The 21,923-nt window shown below is 68.4% G+C and carries 20 protein-coding genes; 9 read left to right on the top strand and 11 right to left on the bottom strand.

Annotated features, from left to right (window positions below):
* Window positions 1-6: 6 nt before the first annotated feature.
* From AC3A6Y_RS25895 to AC3A6Y_RS25905, 3 genes are read right to left on the bottom strand one after another with little or no spacing between them, the layout of a single operon-like run.
* A complete protein-coding gene (locus AC3A6Y_RS25895; protein WP_487871099.1) occupies window positions 7-1,383 on the bottom strand; it encodes a phospholipase D-like domain-containing protein in 1,377 nt (458 codons plus the stop codon).
* On the bottom strand, window positions 1,380-2,048 hold the full coding sequence (locus AC3A6Y_RS25900; protein ID WP_487871100.1) for a glutathione S-transferase family protein: 669 nt from the start codon (window positions 2,046-2,048) through the stop codon (window positions 1,380-1,382). Before AC3A6Y_RS25900 ends, AC3A6Y_RS25895 begins: the two co-directional genes overlap by 4 nt.
* Window positions 2,049-2,086: 38 nt before the next feature.
* Entirely contained in the window at window positions 2,087-3,208 is a 1,122-nt protein-coding gene (locus AC3A6Y_RS25905) for a 5-methyltetrahydropteroyltriglutamate--homocysteine S-methyltransferase (protein WP_487871101.1), read from the bottom strand.
* Between the two features lie 146 nt (window positions 3,209-3,354).
* Between AC3A6Y_RS25905 and AC3A6Y_RS25910 the strand changes: the two genes are divergently transcribed.
* The 8 genes from AC3A6Y_RS25910 to AC3A6Y_RS25945 all read left to right on the top strand — a co-directional run bounded on the left by AC3A6Y_RS25910 (window position 3,355) and on the right by AC3A6Y_RS25945 (window position 10,972).
* Entirely contained in the window at window positions 3,355-4,467 is a 1,113-nt protein-coding gene (locus tag AC3A6Y_RS25910; RefSeq protein WP_487871102.1) for an aromatic ring-hydroxylating dioxygenase subunit alpha, read from the top strand.
* Window positions 4,464-5,231, top strand: coding sequence for a GntR family transcriptional regulator (locus AC3A6Y_RS25915; protein ID WP_487871103.1), 768 nt, complete (start codon window positions 4,464-4,466; stop codon window positions 5,229-5,231). The genes AC3A6Y_RS25910 and AC3A6Y_RS25915 overlap by 4 nt, the downstream gene beginning before the upstream one ends.
* Before the next feature lie 17 nt (window positions 5,232-5,248).
* The gene (locus tag AC3A6Y_RS25920) at window positions 5,249-6,259 is read left to right on the top strand and encodes a PDR/VanB family oxidoreductase (protein ID WP_487871104.1); all 1,011 of its coding nucleotides are present in this window, start codon (window positions 5,249-5,251) and stop codon (window positions 6,257-6,259) included.
* A gap of 168 nt (window positions 6,260-6,427) precedes the next feature.
* Window positions 6,428-7,603, top strand: coding sequence for an ABC transporter substrate-binding protein (locus AC3A6Y_RS25925; RefSeq protein WP_487871105.1), 1,176 nt, complete (start codon window positions 6,428-6,430; stop codon window positions 7,601-7,603).
* A 16-nt stretch (window positions 7,604-7,619) separates the two neighbouring features.
* Window positions 7,620-8,495, top strand: a complete 876-nt coding sequence (locus AC3A6Y_RS25930; protein ID WP_487871106.1) for a branched-chain amino acid ABC transporter permease — start codon at window positions 7,620-7,622, stop codon at window positions 8,493-8,495.
* Complete coding sequence (locus AC3A6Y_RS25935; RefSeq protein ID WP_487871107.1) at window positions 8,492-9,460, top strand: branched-chain amino acid ABC transporter permease; 969 nt, start codon at window positions 8,492-8,494, stop codon at window positions 9,458-9,460. Before AC3A6Y_RS25930 ends, AC3A6Y_RS25935 begins: the two co-directional genes overlap by 4 nt.
* Window positions 9,461-9,552: 92 nt before the next feature.
* A complete protein-coding gene (locus tag AC3A6Y_RS25940; protein WP_487871192.1) occupies window positions 9,553-10,275 on the top strand; it encodes an ABC transporter ATP-binding protein in 723 nt (240 codons plus the stop codon).
* Window positions 10,268-10,972, top strand: a complete 705-nt coding sequence (locus tag AC3A6Y_RS25945) for an ABC transporter ATP-binding protein (RefSeq protein ID WP_487871108.1) — start codon at window positions 10,268-10,270, stop codon at window positions 10,970-10,972. Before AC3A6Y_RS25940 ends, AC3A6Y_RS25945 begins: the two co-directional genes overlap by 8 nt.
* Window positions 10,973-11,026: 54 nt before the next feature.
* Here AC3A6Y_RS25945 and AC3A6Y_RS25950 read toward each other — a convergent pair whose 3' ends face one another.
* From AC3A6Y_RS25950 to AC3A6Y_RS25965, 4 genes are all read right to left on the bottom strand, one after another.
* Complete coding sequence (locus AC3A6Y_RS25950; protein ID WP_487871109.1) at window positions 11,027-12,163, bottom strand: branched-chain amino acid ABC transporter substrate-binding protein; 1,137 nt, start codon at window positions 12,161-12,163, stop codon at window positions 11,027-11,029.
* A 124-nt stretch (window positions 12,164-12,287) separates the two neighbouring features.
* A complete protein-coding gene (locus AC3A6Y_RS25955; RefSeq protein ID WP_487871110.1) occupies window positions 12,288-12,905 on the bottom strand; it encodes an NAD(P)-dependent oxidoreductase in 618 nt (205 codons plus the stop codon).
* Between the two features lie 43 nt (window positions 12,906-12,948).
* Entirely contained in the window at window positions 12,949-13,602 is a 654-nt protein-coding gene (locus tag AC3A6Y_RS25960; RefSeq protein WP_487871111.1) for a DsbA family protein, read from the bottom strand.
* Window positions 13,599-13,760 carry a hypothetical protein gene (locus AC3A6Y_RS25965; protein WP_487871112.1) on the bottom strand — a complete coding sequence of 54 codons (162 nt, stop codon included), beginning with the start codon at window positions 13,758-13,760 and terminating at the stop codon, window positions 13,599-13,601. Before AC3A6Y_RS25965 ends, AC3A6Y_RS25960 begins: the two co-directional genes overlap by 4 nt.
* 107 nt (window positions 13,761-13,867) lie before the next feature.
* Here AC3A6Y_RS25965 and AC3A6Y_RS25970 point away from each other — a divergent pair, with 107 nt between their 5' ends.
* Complete coding sequence (locus AC3A6Y_RS25970; protein ID WP_487871113.1) at window positions 13,868-14,821, top strand: LysR family transcriptional regulator; 954 nt, start codon at window positions 13,868-13,870, stop codon at window positions 14,819-14,821.
* On the opposite strand, the gene AC3A6Y_RS25975 is transcribed toward AC3A6Y_RS25970, so the two are convergent.
* The 4 genes from AC3A6Y_RS25975 to dnaG form a co-directional block, all read right to left on the bottom strand.
* Window positions 14,739-15,896 (bottom strand): HPP family protein, encoded by a 1,158-nt coding sequence (locus tag AC3A6Y_RS25975; protein ID WP_487871114.1) that lies wholly within the window; start codon window positions 15,894-15,896, stop codon window positions 14,739-14,741. The genes AC3A6Y_RS25970 and AC3A6Y_RS25975 overlap by 83 nt on opposite strands.
* Before the next feature lie 4 nt (window positions 15,897-15,900).
* A complete protein-coding gene (locus AC3A6Y_RS25980; RefSeq protein WP_487871115.1) occupies window positions 15,901-17,139 on the bottom strand; it encodes a multidrug effflux MFS transporter in 1,239 nt (412 codons plus the stop codon).
* 154 nt (window positions 17,140-17,293) lie between these two features.
* Window positions 17,294-19,636, bottom strand: a complete 2,343-nt coding sequence (gene rpoD / locus AC3A6Y_RS25985) for an RNA polymerase sigma factor RpoD (protein ID WP_487871116.1) — start codon at window positions 19,634-19,636, stop codon at window positions 17,294-17,296.
* A 318-nt stretch (window positions 19,637-19,954) separates the two neighbouring features.
* Complete coding sequence (dnaG, locus tag AC3A6Y_RS25990; RefSeq protein ID WP_487871117.1) at window positions 19,955-21,838, bottom strand: DNA primase; 1,884 nt, start codon at window positions 21,836-21,838, stop codon at window positions 19,955-19,957.
* Between the last annotated feature and the right edge of the window lie 85 nt (window positions 21,839-21,923).

Genomic DNA, 21,923 nt, shown 5'->3' on the forward strand with positions numbered 1-21,923 from the left:
CTCCGCTCAGAGCTGGAACGCGACCGTCAGCAGCAGCCCTTCCGCCACGTCCCGCACCAGCCCCGGGCGGCGCGCGCGATAGCTTTCGCCGGCCGACGCGGTGGTCTCGATCCACTGCGCCAGCCAGTCGATCTGTTCGGCGCCGTAGAACACGACCGCCGCCTCGTGGTTCAGCAGCAGGCTGCGCATGTCGAGGTTGATCGAGCCGCACAGCGCGAGCTGCTCGTCCACCACCACCGCCTTGGCATGGGCCATGAAGGGCAGCATGCGAAAGCTGACGCCGGCGCGCGCGAGGTCGCGCATGGCGCGGGCGCGCACGAAGTCGGCCAGCCGGTGATTGGATCGCGCCGGCATCGCGATCGTGACCTGCACGCCGCGCCGCGCCGCCAGGCGCAGGGCATCGCGCAGGCCGTCGCCGGGCACGAAGTAGGGCGTGATCGCGAGCAGCCGGTGCTCGGCGCGGAAGCAGGCATCGATCAGGAGCGCGTGGGCCGTGTCCTCGGTCTGGTCGGGCCCGCTGGGCAGGAACTGCGCGAGCTCGCCCGAGGGCGGTGCAGCGGCCACGATGGCGCGCGGCCTGCGTCCGCGCACCGAGGCCCAGTCGTGGTCGAACTGGCGCGCCGCCGCTGCGGCCACGCTGCCCTGGAGGTCGAAGGAAAGGTCGTGCCAGGCATCCGGGTGTTCGTCGTTGCCGAGGAAGTACTCGCCCGCCAGGTTGCGCCCGCCCGACCACAGCCAGCCGTCGTCCGCGATGGTGAGCTTGCGGTGGTTGCGCAGGTTGCGCGGGCCCGTGCGGCGCAGGCTGAAGAGGGGGCGGAACACGGCCACGTCGGCACCGGCCTCGCGCAGCGTGTCGAAGTGATGGCGCGGCAGCGACAGGGCGCCGAAGCCGTCGAGCAGCACGCGGACCTTGACGCCCTCGCGCGCACGCCGCGACAGCCGGTTGATCGCCTCGTGGCCGAGCGCGTCGTCGCCGATGATGAAGGTACAGACGTCGATGCGCTTGCGCGCGCCCTCGATCACAGCCCAGAGCGCGTCGCGCGCCGCGCCGCCGTCGGCATGGAAGCGCACCGCGCAGGGGCCGGGCGGGGCGAGCCCGAAGCTCTCGATCAGGTCGGCCGCCCAGTGCCCGGCCGGGACCGAGCGCTGCGTTCGCCGCGAGCCCGCGGGCCGCAGCTTGCGCTGGCCGAAGAGCAGGTACATGGGCAGGATGAGGTAAGGCATCAGCACCAGGCCCATGACCCAGGCGATCGCGGTGGTGGGGGCGCGGTGCTCGCGCCGCCCGCGCGTGGTGAGCACGTAGACCAGCAGCGCGAAGGTCACGACCAGCAAGTGCTGCGACGGCGAGGGCAGCCAGTCCAGCCAGTCGTCGATGCGGTTCACGCGGCGAGGTGCGACTGGAGGGATGCGGGCACCGGCCGTCCCTCCGAGGCCAGGAAGCGCATCATCGGCCCGACCACGGCGCGCACCGCCGGGCGCGCGCCCACGCGCTCGCGCCAGGCCAGGAGGCGCGGCGTGGCATCCGTCATGCCGGCGCCCTTGCGGTCGGCGAAGACCTGCGCCATGTAGAAGGCGATGTCGGCGAAGGAGTAGGGGCCGGCCAGGTACTCGGCGTGCGCGAGCCGCTCTTCCATCTGCGCATAGAAGCGGGCGCAGGCGGCGCAGGCCGCGACGGCCGCCTCGCCTTGCATGTCGTGCTGCAGGCCCATGAGCCTGATCACGTGGGGGAAGAACACCTCGTCCGACAGGTGCTCGAGCTGGCGGGCCCGGGCGCGGCCGGCGACCTCGCGGGGCCACAGCGGCGGCTCGGGCGCTGCGTCTTCGAGGTATTCGAAGATCTGCGTCGAATCGAAGATCTCGACCTCGCCGTCGATCAGCACCGGCACCTGCCGCTTTGGATTGATGCGCAGCACCTCGGGGTGCTTGGGCAGGTAGTTGTCGTCCTTGTCGAAAGGCACCATGACGGCGTCGATCGCGATGCCTTTTTCGAGCGCCGCGATCTGCGCCTTGGCGCCGAACATGCTGAGAGGGCCGGTGAAGAGCTTCATGAAGCGCGATCATGCCGCGACTTCACCGGGCGTGCACCTCAGGTCGAGCCCCAGACCTCCTGCGCGGTCTCCACCACCAGGCGCAGCTTCGCGCGCTGGGCCTCGACGGCGATGTTGTTGCCGTGCACCGTGCTCGAAAAGCCGCACTGCGGCGACAGCGCCAGCTGCTCCAGCGGCGCGTACTTGGCGGCCGCCTCGATGCGCTCCTTGAGCTCGTCCTTGTCCTCCATCTCGCCGAACTTGGTGGTCACCAGGCCCAGCACCACGGTCTTGCCCTTGGGCAGGAAGCGCAGCGGCCGGAAGTCGCCCGAGCGGGCGTCGTCGTACTCGAGGAAGTAGGCGTCCAGGTCCATCTCCTTGAGCAGGGCCTCGGCCACCGGCTCGTAGTTGCCGGCCGCCGCGTGCGTGCTCTTGAAGTTGCCGCGGCACAGGTGCATGGCCAGCGTCATGCCCGCGGGCTTCTGCGCCACCACCTTGTTGATGAAGGCGGCATAGCGGTGCGGCAGCTCGTTGGGGTCGTCGCCGCGCTGGCGGGCGGCCTCGCGCATCTTCTCGTCGCACAGGTAGGCGAGGTTGGTGTCGTCCATCTGCACGTAGGTGCAGCCGGCCGCGGCCAGCGAGCGCAGCTCGTCGCCGTAGGCCCTCGCCACGTCGTCGTAGAACGCCGGGTCGAGCTCCGGGTAGGCCTCCTTGCTGATGCCGGCGCGGCCGCCGCGGAAGTGCAGCATGGTGGGCGAGGGGATGGTGACCTTCGGCGTGTTGCCGGCCGACACCTGGCTCTTGAGGTACTCGAAGTCGGCCAGCTGGATGCATTTGGCGTGCGTGACCTTGTCGATGACGCGCATCACCGGCGGCGCGAGTTCCTCGGTGCCGTCTGGCTTGCGGATGGTGACCGGGATGTCGGTCTTCACGCCGCCCAACTGCTCGAGGAAGTCGATGTGGAAGTAGGTGCGGCGGAATTCGCCGTCGGTGATGCTCTTGAGGCCGATGTCCTCCTGGAACTTCACGATCTCGGTGATGGCCTTGTCTTCGACCCGGCGAAGCTGCTCGGGCGTGATCTCGCCCCTGGCTTTTTGCTCCCGGGCTTCGAGCAGGTACTTGGGGCGAAGGAAGCTGCCGACATGGTCGTAGCGGGCAGGGAGGCGGGCGTGTTCGGACATGGTGGGCTCCGTCGGATCTGGAAAAGAACGACCGATCGTAAACGCACGGCGATCGTCTCCAATGGATACATCGATACCCGTATTTACCCTTGAATTTAGCTGAAAGTATTGGCTAATCGACATTCAATGTATACATTGCGTATCCCATGAGTCGCTCCACAAGCTCCTTTCCCCTCAACGCCTGGTATGCCGCCGCCTACGACGTCGAGCTCAAGCACAGCCTGCTCGCCCGCACCATCTGCAAGCAGAAGCTCGTGATGTACCGGCGCAGCGACGGCCAGGTCGCCGCGCTGGAAGACGCCTGCTGGCATCGCCTGATGCCGCTGTCGCTGGGCCGGCTGGAAGGCGACGAGCTGGTGTGCGGCTACCACGGCCTGGTCTACAACAGCCAGGGCCGCTGCACCCACATGCCCAGCCAGGAGACGCTCAACCCTTCGGCCTGCGTGCGTTCCTATCCGGTGGTGGAGAAGCACCGCTTCGTCTGGGTCTGGCCCGGCGACCCGGCCCTGGCCGACCCGGCGCTGGTGCCGGACATGCATTGGAACGACGACCCGGCCTGGGCCGGCGACGGCAAGATGATCCGCGTGGCCTGCGACTACCGGCTGGTGGTCGACAACCTGATGGACCTCACGCACGAGACCTTCGTGCACGGCTCCTCCATCGGCAATCGCGCGGTGGCCGAGGCGCCTTTCGTCGCCACGCACGGCGACCGCTCGGCCACCGTCACGCGCTGGATGGAGAACATCGACGCGCCGCCCTTCTGGGCCGCGCAGATCCGCCACGCCCGCGGCTACGAGGGCAAGGTGGACCGCTGGCAGATCATCCGCTTCGAAGGGCCGTGCACGGTCAACATCGACGTGGGCGTGGCGCCGGCGGGCAGCGGCGCGGTGCCGCGCGAGGGCCAGCCGGGCGACCGCAGCCGCGGCGTGAACGGCTACGTGCTCAACACCATCACGCCCGAGACCGAGACCAGCTGCCTTTACTTCTGGGCCTTCGCGCGCAACTACTGCATCGGCGAGCAGCGCCTCACGCACGAGCTGCGCGAGGGCGTGGCCGGCATCTTCCGCGAAGACGAGCTGGTGCTGGAGGCGCAGCAGCGCGCCATCGACGATCGTCCCGGGCAGGAGTTCCACAACCTCAACATCGACGCCGGCGCCATGTGGGCGCGGCGGCTGATCGACCAGTTGATCGCGAAGGAGCAGCCGGCCGCGGCCGCCATCCCGATCCGGCCGGTGGCCGTGGCGGAGGCGCCGCGATGAACGCGGGTGGCGGCTCCGGCGGCGAGCCTTCCGCGGAAGCCGGCAGCTCGCAAGCCGTCAAGGCCCAGCTGCGGCTGCGCGAGATGGTGCTGGCCGGCGAGCTGCCGGGCGGCACCCGAATTGCCGAAGTGGCGATCTCCGAGTCGCTGGGCGTCTCGCGCACGCCGGTGCGCAGCGCCCTCATGCGGCTCGAGCAGGAAGGCCTGCTTCAGGCACTGCCCAACGGCGGCTATGCGGTGCGCACCTTCTCCGAGCGCGATGTGGCCGATGCCATCGAGCTGCGCGGCACGCTGGAGGGGCTGGCGGCGCGGCTCGCCGCCGAGCGCGGAGCGGCGCCGGTGGTGCTGCGCGAAGCGCGCGCCTGCCTCAAGCGCATCGACGAGCTCCTGAAGGAGCCCGCGCTCGACGATGCCGCCTTCTCGCGCTATGTCGAATTCAACGGGCTGTTCCACCGGCTGCTGTCGGAAATGGCGGGCAGCCCGCTGATCGCCCAGCAGCTGGAGCGCGCGACCAATCTGCCCTTCGCCTCGCCCTCGGCCTTCGTGGTGGTGCAGGCCAACTCGCCGGCCGCGCGCGACATGCTCGTGATCGCGCAGGACCAGCACGGCCAGGTGCTCGACGCGATCGAGAACCGCGAGGGCTCGCGCGCCGAGGCGCTCATGCGCGAGCACAGCCGCCTTGCGCAGCGCAACCTGCGCGAGGCGCTGCATGGCGCGCACAACCATCCCCTGCCGGGCGTGCAACTGATTCGCCGCCGGGCCTGACAACCTTCTCGATCACGATGACAAGCGAAGTTCACTGGATGCCGGCGCGCATCGCCGCCTGCCGCGACCTCACGCCCACGGTGCGCGAGTTCGAGATCACGCCCGAGACCGGCTTCGCGGCCGCCTACGAGCCCGGTTCCCATCTCCAGGTGCAGCTGCTGGTCGGCGCGCCCGGCGCCGGCCGGATGCAGACGCGCCACTACTCGCTCGTCGGCGAGCCCGACGGCCGCGCGTGGCGCATCGCCGTCAAGCGCCTGGACGACGGGCGCGGCGGCTCGCTCGCGATGTGGCGCCTGGCGCCCGGCGATCGCCTGCTGGTGACCCAGCCGCAGAACCACTTCGGGCTCGATACGACGGCGCCGGGCTACCTGCTGGTGGCAGGCGGCATCGGGATCACGCCGATGGTCTTCATGGCGCAGCGCCTGGGCGCGCTGGGCGCACGCCGCGGCGTTCCCGTGCGCATGCTGTACGGCGCGCGCAGCGCGGAGGAGCTGGCCTACCTTCCGCTGTTGCAGAAAGCGCTCGGCGCCTCGGGGGCCGGCAGCGTGCAGGCCCACACCGGCAGCGCGCCCATCGATTTCGCCGCCGAGATCGCGGCCCTGCCGCGCGGCGGCCAGCTCTACACCTGCGGACCGGTGCCGATGCTGGAAGCGGTCAAGCGCGCGTGGGCGGCGGCGGGGCGGCCGCCGGCCGACCTGCGCTTCGAGACCTTCGGCAGCAGCGGCCGGCTGCCCGCGCAAGCCTTCGAGGTGCGCATCCCGCGCCACGCGCTGAGCATCCAGGTGCCCGCCGACAGCAGCCTGCTCGAAGCGCTCGAAGCCGCCGGGGTGCAGACGCTGTGGGACTGCCGTCGCGGCGAATGCGGCCTGTGCGCGATGGATGTGCTGAGCGTCGACGGGGAGATCGACCACCGCGACGTGTTCCTGAGCGAGCAGGAGAAGCGCGAGGGCCGCCGCATCTGCGCCTGCGTGTCGCGCGCGGTCGGCAGCATCACGCTCGATTCCGCGTGGCGGCCCGACGCGCCGTGAAGCCCGGGCTCCGGCCTCGGCCCTTTGCGCGATGATCGCGCAATCGATCGAAAGATCGCGCAGAAAGAGCGGCCGCGGGCCGGCGCCTTAGGTGTTTGCCGAGGCGCGCACGTCGTTTCAATTGATCACAATACGCCCCGTCCCGCTTTCATCCACAAGGAGACTTCCATGCAACGTCGCCATCTCATGCAGGCCGCGAGCCTCACTGCCCTCGCACTGGCCATGCCGCTGGCGCAGGCCCAGGGCAACACCTTCAAGATCGGCCTGGTGCTGCCGATGACGGGGCAGCAGGCCTCCACCGGCCGCCAGATCGAGGCGGCGGCCCGGCTCTACATGGCGCAGAACGGCGACACCGTGGCGGGCAAGAAGATCGAGCTCATCGTCAAGGACGACACCAGCCTGCCCGACGTGACCAAGCGCCTGGCGCAGGAACTGGTGGTGAACGACAAGGTCAACGTGCTGGCCGGCTTCGGCATCACGCCCTCGGCCATGGCCACCGCGCCCATCGCCACGCAGTCGAAGACGCCGATGGTGGTGATGGCGGCGGCGACCTCCAGCATCACCGAGGCCTCGCCCTACATCGTGCGCACCAGCTTCACGCTGCCGCAGGTCTCGGTGGCGATGGGCGACTGGGCACCGAAGAACGGCATCAAGTCGGTGGTCACGCTGGTCACCGACTACGGCCCGGGCAACGATGCCGAGAAGTACTTCGCCGAGCGCTTCCAGCTCAACGGCGGCAAGGTGCTCGACAAGCTGCGCGTACCGCTGCGCAATCCGGACTTCGCGCCGTTCCTGCAGAAGGTGCGCGACGCCAAGCCCGACGCGCTCTTCGTCTTCGTGCCCTCGGGCGCCGGCGCGGCGGTGATGAAGCAGTTCATCGAGCGCGGCATGGACAAGGCGGGCATCAAGCTGATCGCCACCGGCGATGTGACCGACGACGACCAGCTCAACGACATGGGCGACGGCGCGCTGGGCGTGGTCACCACGCACCACTACTCGGCCGCGCACCCGTCGGCGCTCAACAAGAAGTTCGTCGAGGCCTTCCAGAAGGCCAACAAGAACATGCGCCCCAACTTCATGGCCATGGGCGGCTACGACGGCATGCGCGTGATCTACGAGGCGCTCAAGACCACCAAGGGGCAGGGCGGCGGCGACGCGCTGCTTGCCGCCATGAAGGGCCAGCTCTTCGAGAGTCCGCGCGGCCAGGTGCTGATCGACGCCCAGACGCGCGACATCGTGCACGACGTGTACCTGCGCAAGGTCGAGAAGAAGGACGGACAGCTCTACAACGTGGAGTTCGACGTGATCAAGGCCGTCAAGGACCCGGGCAAGGCCAAGCAATAGGCTCACCCTCAGGCCGATGCTGACCATTCTTTTCGACGGCATCGCCTACGGCATGCTGCTCTTCGTGCTCGCCGTCGGGCTGGCGGTGACGCTGGGGCTGATGAACTTCATCAACCTCGCGCATGGCGCCTTCGCGATGGCCGGGGGTTATCTCACGGTGTTCGCGATGCAGAAGGCGGGCGTGCCCTTCCTGGCCTGCCTGGTGCTCGCCTTCGTGCTCGTGGGGCTGCTCGGCGCACTGCTGGAGCGCACGCTGTACCGGCCGATGTACGGCAAGTCGCACCTCGACCAGGTGCTGTTCTCCATCGGCCTGGCCTTCATGGCGGTGGCGGCCATCGACTTCTTCGTCGGCTCCTCGCAGCAGAACATCCACCTGCCCGAGTGGCTGCGCGGCCGCACCGAGATCGGCGACGGCGCGCTGCTGCTGGGCATGGGGCACTACCGCATCTTCATCATCGTGCTGTGCGCGCTGCTCACGGTGGTGCTGCAGCTCATCTTGTCGAAGACGCGCTTCGGCAGCCGGCTGCGCGCGGCGGTGGACGATCCGCGCGTGGCGGCCGGTCTGGGCATCAACGTCAACGTGGTGTTCCTGGCGACCTTCGCGGTGGGCTCGGGCCTGGCCGGGCTGGGCGGCGCACTCGGCGCCGAGATCCTGGGCCTGGACCCGACCTTCCCGCTCAAGTACATGATCTATTTCCTGATCGTGGTCTCGGTCGGCGGCACCTCGTCGATCACCGGGCCCCTGCTGGCCGCGCTGCTGCTGGGCATCGCCGACGTGGCGGGCAAGTACTTCATTCCCAAGATGGGGGCCTTCACGGTCTACCTGCTGATGATCCTGATCCTCATGTGGCGCCCGCAGGGATTGTTCACGCGCCGGGGAGGGAAGGCATGACTCCACCAGCGCTGCTCGCCCGGACCCGCTGGCGGCCGTGGGAGTTCGTTTTCTGGGCGGTGGTCTTCGTGCTGCCGGCGCTGCTGCCGTCGAAGGCGCTGATGATCAACGAGATCGCGATCATCGCGCTGTTCGCGTTGTCGCTGGACCTGATCCTCGGCTACACCGGCATCGTCTCGCTCGGGCACGCGGCCTTCTTCGGCTTCGGCGCGTACACGTCCGCGCTCTTTGCCAAGCACGTGATGCCGGACCCGACCGTGGGCCTGGTGGTCGCCATCGCCGCCTCGGCCGCGCTCGGCGCCGTGGCCAGCATCACCATCCTGCGCGGCAGCGACCTCACGCGGCTGATGGTCACGCTGGGCACTGCGCTGCTGCTGCTGGAACTGGCCAACAAGCTGGACTGGCTCACCGGCGGCGCCGACGGGTTGCAGGGCGTGGTGATGGGGCCGGTGCTGGGCCTGTTCGAGTTCGATCTCTACGGGCGCACGGCGGCCTGGTATTCGATGGCCGTGCTGCTGCTGCTCTTCGTCGTGATGCGGCGCCTCGTGCAGTCCTCCTTCGGCGCCACGCTCAAGGCGATCCGGGACAACCGGCTGCGCGCGATGGCCATCGGCATTCCGGTGGTCTCGCGCATCGCGGTGATCTACACCGTGGCCGCTGCGGTGGCCGGCGCGGCGGGCGCGCTGCTGGCGCAAACGACCGGCTTCGCCTCGCTCGACGTGCTGGCCTTCGACCGCTCGGCCGACGTGCTGCTGATGCTGGTGATCGGCGGCGTCGGCTGGCTCTACGGCGGCATTGCCGGCGCCATCGTCTTCAAGCTGCTGCAGGACACGCTCTCGGCCGTGACGCCGCAGTACTGGATGTTCTGGGTCGGGCTCATCCTGGTGCTGCTGGTGCTGGTCGGGCGCGACCGGCTGCTGAAGCCCTGGACCTGGTTCGGCAGGCGGGCCGGAGCGGCGCGATGAGCACCGCTCGGCCGCTCGAAGGTGCTCGCACCGCCGCTGACGGCGAAGCTCGCCTTGCGACGGACATCGTGCTCTCCGCCACCGGGCTGGTGATGCGCTTCGGCGGCATCACCGCCACCGACAACGTCACGCTGAACCTGAAGCGCGGCGCGCGCCATGCGCTGATCGGCCCCAACGGCGCTGGCAAGACCACGCTGGTCAACCTGCTCACGGGCGTGCTCACGCCGACCGCAGGGCGCATCGTGCTGGAGGGCGAGGACATCACCCGCCTGGCGCCGCACGCACGCGTTGCGCGCGGCATGGTCCGCACCTTCCAGATCAACCAGCTCTTCGATTCGATGACGCCGCTGGAGACGCTGGCGCTGGTGGTGTCGCAGCGCTCGGGCCTGGGGGCGCAGTGGTGGCGCCCGCTGGGCGCGTCGGGCCGGGTCTCGGAGCGCGCGGTGCAGTTGCTGGAGCAGTTCCACCTCGGCGACGTGGCGCATCAGCCGACGCGCGAGCTGGCCTACGGCAAGCGCCGCCTGCTGGAGATCGCGATCGCCCTGGCTTGCGAGCCGCGCGTGCTGCTGCTCGACGAACCCGTGGCCGGCGTGCCGGCCGGCGAGCGCGAGGAGCTGCTGGAGACCGTGGCGGCGTTGCCGGCCGATGTCTCGGTGCTGCTGATCGAGCATGACATGGACCTGGTGTTCAGCTTCGCAGACCGCATGACGGTGCTGGTCAATGGAGCCTTGCTCACGGAGGGCGATCCCGACACGATTGCCAACGACCCGAAGGTCAAGGAGGTCTACCTGGGCCAGGGAGCCGTGGATGTCTGAACTGCTTCGCATCGAGAAGCTCAGCGCGGGCTACGGCGAAGCCGTGGTGCTGCACGATATCTCGCTCGCCCTCGGCGAAGGCCAGACGCTGGCGCTGCTGGGACGCAACGGCACCGGCAAGACCACGCTGATCAATACGCTCGCAGGCGCGACGCGCCAGCACGGCGGCAGCATCACGCTCGGGGGCGCGGCGTTGCACAAGCTGTCGCCGCACCAGCGCGCGGCGGCCGGCATCGGCTGGGTGCCGCAGGAGCGCAATATCTTCAAGTCGCTCACCGTGCACGAGAACCTGACGGCGGTGGAGCGGCCCGGCAAATGGAATCCGCAGCGGGTCTATGAAATGTTTCCCCGCCTGGCCGAGCGCAAGCGCAACCTGGGCACGCAGCTGTCGGGCGGCGAGCAGCAGATGCTGGCGGTGGGGCGGGCGCTGGTGGTGAACCCGCGGCTGCTGTTGCTGGACGAGCCGCTGGAAGGCTTGGCGCCCATCATCGTGGAGGAGCTGCTGCGCGCCATCCGCCGGATCACGCAGGATGAAGGCCTGGCGGCCATCATCGTGGAGCAGCATCCGCAGGCCGTCCTCGCGATTTCGGACGAGGCGGTGGTGCTGGACCACGGCACGGTGGTGCATGCCGATCGCGCGCTGAGCTTGCGCGCGCAACCGGAGGTGCTGGAACGGCTGCTGGGCGTGGCGCGCTGAAGGTGCATCGGTCCTGCACGGGTTGGATCGATCACCATGCCGCGCGCCACCGGGTTACCAGCGGTCTGAACTCATCAGCGCTTCCCAGCGGCCCGCGCGCGGTCGATAGACACCCACGCTGCCGTAGAGCTGCTCGCCCTCGGGCCCGAACTTCATCACGTTGGTGACGGGGGCCATGAAGTCGAGCTCGCGAAGCTTGGCAGTGAGCACCTTCCCGTCGACCGACCTGGCCCGCTGCACGGCGTTGGACAGCAGGTACATCGCATCGTAGGCGTAGTGCGCGCCATAGACCGGCGGGTGGCCGTGGGCAGCGCTGAAGGCTTGGACGAACTTGGCGCCGCGGTAGAACTCCATCGGCTCCAGAACCGGCGAGGTGGCGAAGACTTCGAGCGGGAGCTTCTGCGCCAGCAGCTTGTTCGTCTTGAGGGTGTCGCCGCCGACGATCTTGATGTTGTTCAGGCCGGCGTCTGCCAACTGCCCGACGAGCGCCACGACCTGGAAGTCGGCGAGGGTCGTGACGATGGTTTCGACCGAACGGGTCTTCAACTCCTTGACCAGGGAGCCGAACTCGGTGGTCTTGTCGTCGAAGGACCGACGCAGGGCGACGGTTCGGCCATGGGTCCTGAGCGATTTTTCCGCCAGGTCGGCCAATGCCTTGCCATAGGACGAGCTGTCGTCGACGACGGCACAGGCGCCGGCGCTCTCGCTCAACGTCGTGGCCGCATAGGCGCCCATGGCGCGTCCCTGGATCGTGTCGCTGGCCACCAGCCGCAGCGTCGTGGGAAAGCCGAGCTGCGTGTACTTGGGCTGGGTGGAAATGGCGAGCTGCGGGATGTTCTTCGCAGCGTAGATCGGCGCAGCCTGGATGCTCACGCCAGAATTGAGGTGGCCGATGACCGCCACCACGCCCTGGTCGACGAGCTGTCGGGCAACCTGCTCGCCGACACCCGCACTCGATTGATCGTCGACGGCGACGATCTGGAAACGCACCGTCTTTCCGTCCACTTCGACGCCGCTGCTGTTGATCTCCTTCACCGCCAGCTCGACGCCCTGGAGCATGTCCTTGCCCAGGGCGGCCAGCGGGCCCGACAAAGGCTGGGCGACGCCGATCTTCACCGTGTCGGGTACCTTGGAACAGGCGATGAGCCCGACGAGTGCGAGTGCCGCAAAGCCAATGCCGACAAGTCTCATGTAACCCCATTGAAAAGTTGTAGAAAAAAATTCTACGAAGGGCTACGGCGATTGCGGGCCGCTGAACAGATTTCGCGTCTTTCTCGCCGCAATGACGACGGTCGAGGCGTCTGCGGCGGCCCGTTCAGTACCCGACGGTGAAGCGCTGGCGCGGATGCGCGGGCTTCTCGATTTCGTCGGCCATGGCGATCGCGTAGTCCTCCATCGAGATCCAGCTCTTGCCGTTGGCGTCGGCCAGCAGTTGATTGCCGCCGACACGGTAGCTGCCGGTGCGCTCGCCGGGCTCGAGCAGGGCGGAGGGCGAGAGGAAGGTCCAGTCGAGTTCCTTTTCGGCGCGCAGCGATTCCAGGAAGGTGCGGCCCGCCAGCGCTTCGGCCTTGTAGGCCTCGGGGAACTGGGGCGTGTCGACGAGCGCTTGGCCCGGCGCGATCTCGAGGCTGCCCGCGCCGCCGACCACCAGCAGGCGCTCCACGTCCGCCTGCTTGGCGGCGGCGATGGCGGTGGCCGCATCGGTGCCGCCCGCGAAGTGGGTCGCACTGACGATGACGTCATGGCCGCGAAGCAGCGGCACCAGCGCATCGAGCCGTGTGGCGTCGGCCTGCTTGAGCGCGAGACCGGGATGGGGCTGAACCTTGTCGATGTTGCGTGCGATGCCGGTGACCGTGTGGCCGCGTGCAAGCAGCTCGTTGGCAATGCGGGAACCGACGCGACCGGTGATGCCGAGGATGGCGATATGGCTCATGGAAGAACTCCTGGTTGAAGAAAAGAAGATGGAAGAAGGTGTCTCAGTCAGCCTGCCGCGCCGCCTGGGCCAGGTGCTGCTGCCAGGCCTCGGGCCGGCCGACCCAAGGGCTGGCGTCGATGCGTTCGAGGCGGCCGCCGCCGTGCGCCAGGGCGAAGCTCGGAAAGCCGCTGCCGCCCATGCGCGCCAAAAGCGCACGGCTCTCGGCGAAGTGTTCGCGCGTGGGCTCGCCGGCATGCGCCAGGGCCGCGGAAGCAAAGGCCGGGCCGTCGAGGCCGATGTCGGCGGCCATCTCGCGCAGGACCGAGGCATCGGCGATGCGCAGCCCCTCGACGTAGTGGGCGCGCTGCAGGCGCTGGAGCAGATCGAGTCCTCGGCCCCCCAGCGCCTCGGCCGCAAGAATGGCCGTGGTCGGTGGCTCGGAATCCATCACCGCCGTGGTGTCGCGCAGCAGGCCTTCGAAGTAGGCTTCGCCGAAGGGCTGGCCGGTGAGCTGCGCGATCCGCCGGTCATGCGGCATCACGTAGTCGCGCCATTGGGGCGTGATGGTGCGCCGGTTCGGCCCGGTCATCATGCCGCCGCCGTGCAGCGCGATCGCGAGGCCGGGTACCGCCCGTGCCGCCTGGACCAGCGGGGCCGCGGCGTAGCACCAGCCGCACAGCGGGTCGAAGACGTAGTGGAGGGTGGGGCCGTTCACTGGGCCGGCCATTTCAACTCGAAGTTCTTCACATGGTCGGCGGTGAACTTCACTGTCCCCCACTCGAGCCGAAACGCGGCTTCGGCGGACGATGCCGGGAGCAGGTGGACCGCGGCGAGCGAGGCCAGGCCGGTGGTGAGAAGGGTTCGGCGAAGCATGTGGTGAGCGTCCGGGAGTTGGGAACGGAGCGAATCTTATGTTGCTCGATCCGATCCAAAAACCGCCTAACATGCAATGGTTTGTTGCTCAAATCGATCAGATCATCATGGACCGAATCACCGCTTCGCAGGTCTTCCTGAACGTGGCCGAGCGCGGCAGCATGACCGCGACCGCCGAGGCCCTGGGCATGTCCCGCGCCATGGTCACGCGCTACCTGGCGCACATGGAGGGTTGGGCCGGCGCCCGGCTGCTGCACCGGACCACCCGCCGCATCAGCCTGACGCCCGCGGGCGAGGAGACGCTGGCGCGCTCCCGCCAGATGCTCGAGATCGCTGGGCAGATGCCGGTCGCCGCCGATGCACGGGACGAGCTGCCGCGCGGCCTGCTGCGACTGAGCTGCGCGCAATCGCTGGCGCAGGACATCCTGGCGCCGGCGGTGGCGGCCTTCCTGCGCCTGCATCCCCAGACGGCCGTCGACCTGCAGATCAGCGACCGCATGGTGAACCTGGTGGAGGAGCGGATCGATCTCGCGATCCGCATCACCAACGACCTGGACCCGAACCTGATCGCCCGGCCGCTGGGAAGCTGCGGCTCGTTGGTGTGCGCCACGCCGGCCTACCTGGCCGAGCACGGCACGCCGCGCTTGCCTCAGGAGCTCGCGCTCCACAACTGCCTGACCCATTCCTACTTCGGCAAGAGTCTCTGGCAGTTCGAGCGGCAGGGGCAACAGCTGGCGGTGCCGGTGGGCGGCAATCTCAGCGCCAACGAATCACGCGTGCTGCTGGCCGCCGCGCTCGAGGGCGCCGGCATCGCCATGCAGCCGGTGTACTCGGCCGAGCCCCTGATGGCCAGCGGCAGGCTGGTCGCGCTCTTGCCGGAGTGGCGCCCGCAGGCGCTGGGGGTTTACGGCGTGTACAGCTCACGGCGCCAGATGCCCGCTGCGCTGCGCGCCATGCTGGACTTTCTTGCTGGCCGTTTCAGCGACCCGCGGCACTGGCCTCCTGCGGGACCTCCGGCCCCACGGCGCGGTACAGCGCGCGCACGAAGTCGGACTGCGTGATCATGCCGGTGAGCCGGCGCTCGCCATCGATGATCGGGATGTGGTGGTGGCCGCCCTCGGAGAACAGCGGCACCAGCTCGACCATCGGCCGCTCCTCGCTGGCCACGCGCACCTGGCGCGTCATTATCTGGCCGACCACCTCGGGCTTGCTGGACATCACGGTGCGCGTCGCGCGGATGAAGTCGCGCAGCCGACCGGCCAGGCCCTCGTGGTGATCCAGGTCGATGTGGCGGAAGAAGTCGGCCTGCGTGACGATGCCGACCACCCGGCGCGTGCGGTCGATCACGGGCAGGGCCTTGATGCGGCGCGCCTGCATCAAGGCCCAGGCCTCCTGCAGCGGCGTGCCGAACTCGGCGACTACCGGGTCGCGCGACATGATGTCGGCGCAGCGCACCGTGCCGAGGCGGCGGCGATAGGACTCCAGCTCGGTTTCGCGGATCAGCGCTTCGAGGTCGTCGCGGCTGATGTCGAGCACCTGGTTGTAGCGCGCGAGCACCGCGTCGACGTCGGCCGAGCTGAAGCGCGCATCGGCACTGGGCTTGCGCGGCGCGAGCTGAACATGCGGGTAGCGCCGGCCCGTCAGGCTGTTGTAGAGCACGCCGGCCAGCACGAGCAGCGCCGAATTGAGCGCCACGGGATAGAGCGAAAACGGAAAGTGGGTGGTCTGGCTCAGCACCGCGAACAGCGCCACTGCGCCACCGGGCGGATGCAGGCAACGCAAGCCGAACATGAGCCCGATGGCGAGCGCGGGGGCGAGGGCACTGGCCCAGACCGGATCGGGCATCCATCGCGCACAGGCGACGCCGATCAGCGCCGAGAAGGTGTTCCCGGCAACCACCGACCAGGGCTGCGCGAGCGGACTGGCGGGCAGCGCGAACACCAGCACGGCGCTGGCGCCCAGCGGCGCGATCAGCCAGCGGCTGTCGATCGAAGCGCCCGTCAACTGGGACAGCAGTGCCGTGACCAGCAGGCCCAGCCCGGCACCCAGGATTGCCCGCAGGCGCTCCCTGGCATCGACGTTGGTGCGCGCCGGCAGCCAGGCGCGCGCGAAGGTACGCAGTTGCTCCCTCGGCATGTCTTCAGGCGAGTTCGCCGGCGACCCTTCGCCCGATCTCGGGCCAGCGCCCGTGCAGCCAGGCCCAGGCCACCAGGCCCACGCTCATCATTCCGATCGAGGTCAGCGCCAGGGCGAGGGTGGAGTGCATCACCAGCGGCGCGACCACGCCGGCGACGATGCCGTTGGCGGTCGAGCCGATCACGGCCTGCAGCGAGGAAGCCATGCCGCGGCGCTCGGGATGAAGGTCGAGCACCAGCAAGGTCACCACGGGCACCATCAGCGCCCAGCCGAACGCGAAGACCGCAAGCGGCAATATCGCCCAGACCGGGTGGGGGGCGAAGAGCGCATTGGCGATCACGTTGACGATGGAGGTCAGCAGCATGATGAGGAAGCCGTCGCGGATCTGCCGCTTGGGCGCCACCTTGCCCGCCATGCGCCCGCTGGCCCAGGCGCCGGTCATGATGCCGCCGATGGTCAGCAGGAAGAACCAGAAGAACTGGGTGGGCGCGAGGCCGAGGTGGTCGCCGAGGAAGGCCGGCGCCGCCAGCACGTAGAGGAACATGCCGTTGAAGGGCACGCCGCTGGCCAGCGCGAGCAGCAGGAAGCGCGCATCGGAACAGAGATTCCAGTAGCCACGCATCAGGTGGCGCACTTCGAAGGGCTGGCGCTCGCTCTTGTGCAGGGTTTCCGGCAGAAGCTTCCAGTTGGCTGCGAACAGCACCACGCCCACGGCCACCAGGAACCAGAACACGCTGTGCCAGCCCAGGTGCACGAAGAGGAAGCCGCCGATGATCGGCGCGATCGCGGGTGCGATGCCGAAGTAGATCGTCACCTGGCTCATGACCCGCTGCGCCTCGGCGGGCGGGAACATGTCGCGGATCACCGCGCGCGAAACCACGATGCCGGCGCCGGTCGACAGGCCCTGCAGCGCGCGAAAGAACACCAGCTGCGCGATGGTCTGCGACAGGGCGCAGCCCAGCGAGGCGATGGTGAACACCGCCAGTCCCCACAGCACCACGGGCCGCCGGCCGAAACTGTCGGACAGCGCGCCATGGAACAGGTTCATGAAGGCGAAGCCGAAGAGGTAGGCCGACAGGGTTTGCTGCATCTGCGCCGGCGTCGCGCCGATGCTCTGCGCAATGCCCGCGAAGGCCGGGATGTAGGTGTCGATGGAAAAGGGGCCGAGCATGCCCAGCACCGCCAGCAGCACGGCGAGCGCCCAGCGGGGCGCTTGCCAGAGTTTGTCGGCGTCGGGATTCATGCCTTCGGCTGTCGCCGAGCGGAGCCAGGGCCGCTCGGGAAACTCCGCGGAACCGGCCTTGGCCTGTCCTGAGCCCGGCGAAGGGCCGGGCCGCTGGTGTTGCCCCCTTGAGGGGGGAGGCGGCTACCCGAAGTGAGCAAGCAACGGGGGTGGGTCAAAGTGTGTCGATAAAGCTGCGCAGCTTGTCGGAACGCGAAGGATGCTTGAGCTTGCGCAGTGCCTTTGCCTCGATCTGGCGGATGCGCTCGCGCGTCACGTCGAACTGCTTGCCCACCTCTTCCAGCGTGTGGTCGGTCGACATCTCGATCCCGAAGCGCATGCGCAGCACCTTGGCCTCGCGCGGCGTCAGGCTGTCGAGGATGTCCTTGACCACGTCGCGCAGGCCGGCCTGCATCGCGGCCTCGATCGGCGCCGTGTTGCTGCTGTCCTCGATGAAGTCGCCCAGGTGCGAATCGTCGTCGTCGCCGATGGGGGTTTCCATCGAGATCGGCTCCTTGGCGATCTTCATGATCTTGCGGATCTTGTCTTCCGGGATCTCCATCTTCGCGGCCAGGATGCCGGCATCGGGCTCGAAGCCGAACTCCTGCAGATGCTGCCGGCTGATCCGGTTCATCTTGTTGATGGTCTCGATCATGTGCACCGGGATGCGGATGGTGCGCGCCTGGTCGGCGATCGAGCGGGTGATGGCCTGGCGGATCCACCACGTCGCATAGGTCGAGAACTTGTAGCCGCGGCGGTATTCGAACTTGTCGACCGCCTTCATCAGGCCGATGTTGCCTTCCTGAATGAGATCGAGGAACTGCAGGCCGCGGTTGGTGTACTTCTTGGCGATGGAGATCACGAGGCGCAGGTTGGCCTCGATCATTTCCTTCTTGGCGTCGCGCGAGGAGGACTCGCCTTCGTTCATGCGCTTGTTGATGTCCTTGAGCTCGGCCAGCGGCACCACCACGCGCGACTGGATGTCGGCCAGCTTCTGCTGCAGTTCCTGCACCGGCGGGATGTTGCGGGCCAGCACGGCGCTCCAGGGCTTGCCGGCGGCGGCCTGCTTCTCGACCCACTTCAGATTGAGCAGGTTGGAGGCCACACGGTGGCCGCTCTTGTCGTAGCCGCTGAAGTCGCGGATGAACTCGTCCTGCGGGAAGCCGCACTTGTCCACGATGATGCGGCGCAGCTCGCGCTCCTTCTTGCGCACGTCGTCCACCTGCGTGCGCACCAGGTCGCACAGCTTCTCGATGGTGCGGGCCGTGAAGCGGATGGTCATCAGCTCCTCGGACAGCGCGTGCTGCGCCTTCTGATAGGACGGCGTGCCGTAGCCTTCCTTGTCGTAGATCTTGTGGACCTTCTCGAACAGGAGGGCGATGCGGTCGAAGCGGGTGAGGGCCTCGTTCTTGAGCTCTTCCAGCTTCTTGGTCAGGGCCTTGGAGCCGCCCTTGCCGTCGTCGTCGTCTTCCTCGTCGAACTCGTCGAAGTCTTCCTCGGCCACATAGTCGTCGGCCTCGTTGGGGTTGGAGAAGCCGTCGACGATGGTGGAGATGACCACCTTGCCTTCACGGATCTCCTGGCCCAGGCGCAGGATCTCGGCGATGGTGGCGGGCGAGGCCGAGATGGCCTCCATCATGGCCATCAGGCCGCCTTCGATGCGCTTGGCGATCTCGATCTCGCCCTCGCGCGTCAGCAGCTCGACCGTGCCCATCTCGCGCATGTACATGCGGACCGGGTCGGTGGTGCGGCCGAATTCGCTGTCGACCGTCGAGAGGGCGGCTTCGGCCTCTTCTTCGGCTTCCTCGACGGTGGTGGCGGTCGGCGCGGTGTTGTTCAGCAGCAGGGTTTCGGCGTCGGGTGTCTGCTCGTAGACCGCCACGCCCATGTCGTTGAGCATGGTGACCACGACTTCCATGGTCTCGGCGTCGACCAGCTTGTCGGGCAGGTGGTCGGAGATCTCGCCGTGCGTCAGGTAGCCGCGGGTCTTGCCCAGGGTGATCAGGGTCTTGAGGCGGGAGCGGCGCTTGGCCAGGTCTTCCTCGGAGAGCACGGTCTCGTCGAGGCCGAATTCCTTCATCAAGGCGCGTTCCTTCGCCTTGCTGATCTTCATGCGAAGGGGCTTGACCTTTTCCTCGGTCGCCGCGGGTTCGTCTCCGACCAGTTCGTCTTCGATGTCCGACAGGTCGACATCGCTGGCCGGCGCCTCGCTGGCGGCAGCCTTGGGCTTGCGGCCACGCTTGGCGCCGCCGGCGGCGGGTGCCGCACCTGCCGCCTTGGGCGGGCGCCCGACCTTGCGGGCGGCGGTGGCGGGTGCGTCGGCGACCGCTGCTGCGGCGGACTTCTTGGTTTCGGCGGTGGGAGACGTTTTGGTGGGCACGGTTTTCACTTTCGTAGCGGCTGTCGCCTTGGACGCGGCGATACCCGTCTTAGTTGCCGCCAGGGCCGCAGCTTTCAACGGTTTCTCTGCAACGGGCTTGCTGGCGGCGGACACGGCAGGCTTCTTTGAACTGGGCATACGACCTCGTACAACAAGAATGAACCAACGCAATCACAGGCGCCAACGGCCGGCGCAGGCGGAAGCACAAAAAACAGAGAGGGACGAACAAAAGGCCGCTGGCGGCCTCTCGAGCGCTCTTCAAAAGACAAGATGTCGGGCGAACATTTGGTGTGCAGTCCTTGCGGTTTTTGACCCGTATTCCGATGTGGATTCATCGGAAAGTGCGTTGCGCATCGAGTCGGCCCGGAGGTGCTGCTGTCGCTCTTGCCTATTTCGCTTGTTGGCGAAGCCTTACATTATAGCGCGCTGCGCAATTTTCAAGCAAGGCTCTGGTGGTCAACGCGGCGGATGCAGGCGGGCGCGCAGCTCCAACCGGCGCGCCTCCAAAGCCTTGTAGCGTTCCAGGGCCCGCGGGTCGCTGCCCACGGCCGCGATGGCTTCGCTCTGCTGGGCCTTGAGCCGGTCGTCCAGCATGAAATCGAGCACGTTGCGCAGCTCGCGCGCGGCCTCCGCCGCCTGCTCCCCCTCCGGATCGCCGAGCGGGCCGCCGTCGGGTCCGGTCATGACGCGCAGGGCCAGCGCCTCGAAGTCCAGGCCGCGCAAGCCCTCGCGCAGGGCCGCCCAGGGCTGCACTCCGTGTTCGTGCAACTGGCTGTCCAGCCAGCCGAAGAGCTGCCCGTGCTCCCCGGCGAGCTCGCACAGCAGGGCATGGAGCTCGTGAGGCAGGGCTTCCCATTCCGCCATGTTCGACAGCAGCAGGCGCGCCGCCACGTCGGCGCGCCCGGGAGGCAGGGTGCGGCCGCGGGCGGGCGGGCGCGGCGGCGAAGGGCGCGACGCGTAGCGGTCTTCCCGCGGGCGGGCCCGGCCCTCTCGACGCTCGCGCGGGACAGACCCGGCGGAGCGGGCTGCCCCAGGCGGCAGCCACAGCTCGCCCAGCTCCTGGGCGCTCAACTGGACCATTTCCGCGATTTCGGTCAAGAGCTGTCGCTTGAGCGCGCCTTCCGGCAGCGCGCTCCACAGCGGCCGGGCGTTGCTGGCCATGTGGGCGCGCCCTTCGGCGCTGCCGAGGTCGCAGCCCTCGCGGGCGGCCTCGAGCATGAAGCGGCTCAGCGGCGTGGCCTCGCCGACGAACCGGGCGAAGGCATCGGCACCGAACTCCCGGATGAAGCTGTCGGGATCGTGCTCGGCCGGCAAGAACAGGAACTTGACGCTGCGCACATCGGTGGCATAGGGCAGGGCGCCATCGAGCGCCTTGCGCGCGGCGCGCCGGCCGGCGGCGTCGCCGTCGAAGCTGAACACCACCGATTCGGTGAAGCGGAAGAGCTTCTGCACATGTTCCGTGGTGCAGGCCGTGCCCAAGGTGGCGACCGCGTTCGGGAAGCCCAGTTGTGCCAGCGCCACCACGTCCATGTAGCCCTCCGTCACCAGCGCGTAGCCGCGCTCGCGGAAGGCCGCTCGGGCCTCGTAGAGGCCGTAGAGCTCGCGGCCCTTGCTGAAGACCGGCGTCTCGGGCGAGTTGAGGTACTTGGGCTTCTCGTCGCCCAGCACGCGGCCGCCGAAGCCGATGCATTCGCCCTTGACGTTGCGGATCGGGAACATCACGCGGTCGCGGAAGCGGTCGTAGCGCTTGCCTTCGCTGTTTTCGTCCGCCTCGCCGGCGATCACCAGGCCGCTCTCGGCGAGCAGCGGGTCGTCGTAGTCGGGGAAGACGCTGGCCAGCGTGCGCCAGCCCGGCGGGGCGTAGCCGATGCCGAACTGCCGGGCAACCTCGCCCGAGAGGCCACGGCCCTTGAGGTAGTCGATGGCGGCGGGGGACTGGCGCAGTTGCCTGCGGTAGGCCTCGCCCGCCTTCTCGAGCACTTCGGACAAGGTCGCCTGCTTCTGGCGTTGCCCGGCCGCACGGGCGCGTTCCTCGGGCGAGGCGTCGTCCTCGGGCACCTGCAGGCCGTACTGGCCGGCGAGGTCGTGCACCGCCTCAACGAAGCCCATGCCGGCATGCTCCATCAGGAAACCGATGGCATTGCCGTGCGCTCCGCAGCCGAAGCAGTGATAGAACTGCTTGGTCGGGCTGACGGAGAAGGAGGGCGATTTTTCGCCATGAAAGGGGCACAGCCCGATGAAATTGGCGCCCGCCTTCTTGAGCTGGACGTAGCGCCCGACGATTTCCACCACGTCGGCGCGCGCGATCAGTTCCTGGATGAAAGAGGCGGGGATGGTCATGTAGGCGGGGAGCGGCAAATCATACGCAAGACCTCATGCCGCCGTGGGCTGGCGGCATACTGGGCGCTTCGAATCCGCGCCGCAT

This window comes from Variovorax sp. Soil_C_17 (assembly GCF_057657265.1).

Excerpts from the sequence above, each read along its gene's own strand:
- AC3A6Y_RS25900 (WP_487871100.1), bottom strand. The coding sequence starts at position 2,048 with ATGAAGCTCTTCACCGGCCCTCTCAGCATGTTCGGCGCCAAGGCGCAG.
- AC3A6Y_RS25905 (WP_487871101.1), bottom strand. The coding sequence starts at position 3,208 with ATGTCCGAACACGCCCGCCTCCCTGCCCGCTACGACCATGTCGGCAGC.
- AC3A6Y_RS25910 (WP_487871102.1), top strand. The coding sequence starts at position 3,355 with ATGAGTCGCTCCACAAGCTCCTTTCCCCTCAACGCCTGGTATGCCGCC.
- AC3A6Y_RS25915 (WP_487871103.1), top strand. The coding sequence starts at position 4,464 with ATGAACGCGGGTGGCGGCTCCGGCGGCGAGCCTTCCGCGGAAGCCGGC.
- AC3A6Y_RS25920 (WP_487871104.1), top strand. The coding sequence starts at position 5,249 with ATGACAAGCGAAGTTCACTGGATGCCGGCGCGCATCGCCGCCTGCCGC.
- AC3A6Y_RS25925 (WP_487871105.1), top strand. The coding sequence starts at position 6,428 with ATGCAACGTCGCCATCTCATGCAGGCCGCGAGCCTCACTGCCCTCGCA.
- AC3A6Y_RS25930 (WP_487871106.1), top strand. The coding sequence starts at position 7,620 with ATGCTGACCATTCTTTTCGACGGCATCGCCTACGGCATGCTGCTCTTC.
- AC3A6Y_RS25935 (WP_487871107.1), top strand. The coding sequence starts at position 8,492 with ATGACTCCACCAGCGCTGCTCGCCCGGACCCGCTGGCGGCCGTGGGAG.
- AC3A6Y_RS25940 (WP_487871192.1), top strand. The coding sequence starts at position 9,553 with ATGCGCTTCGGCGGCATCACCGCCACCGACAACGTCACGCTGAACCTG.
- AC3A6Y_RS25945 (WP_487871108.1), top strand. The coding sequence starts at position 10,268 with ATGTCTGAACTGCTTCGCATCGAGAAGCTCAGCGCGGGCTACGGCGAA.
- AC3A6Y_RS25950 (WP_487871109.1), bottom strand. The coding sequence starts at position 12,163 with ATGAGACTTGTCGGCATTGGCTTTGCGGCACTCGCACTCGTCGGGCTC.
- AC3A6Y_RS25955 (WP_487871110.1), bottom strand. The coding sequence starts at position 12,905 with ATGAGCCATATCGCCATCCTCGGCATCACCGGTCGCGTCGGTTCCCGC.
- AC3A6Y_RS25965 (WP_487871112.1), bottom strand. The coding sequence starts at position 13,760 with ATGCTTCGCCGAACCCTTCTCACCACCGGCCTGGCCTCGCTCGCCGCG.
- AC3A6Y_RS25970 (WP_487871113.1), top strand. The coding sequence starts at position 13,868 with ATGGACCGAATCACCGCTTCGCAGGTCTTCCTGAACGTGGCCGAGCGC.
- AC3A6Y_RS25975 (WP_487871114.1), bottom strand. The coding sequence starts at position 15,896 with ATGCCGAGGGAGCAACTGCGTACCTTCGCGCGCGCCTGGCTGCCGGCG.
- AC3A6Y_RS25980 (WP_487871115.1), bottom strand. The coding sequence starts at position 17,139 with ATGAATCCCGACGCCGACAAACTCTGGCAAGCGCCCCGCTGGGCGCTC.
- rpoD (WP_487871116.1), bottom strand. The coding sequence starts at position 19,636 with ATGCCCAGTTCAAAGAAGCCTGCCGTGTCCGCCGCCAGCAAGCCCGTT.
- dnaG (WP_487871117.1), bottom strand. The coding sequence starts at position 21,838 with ATGACCATCCCCGCCTCTTTCATCCAGGAACTGATCGCGCGCGCCGAC.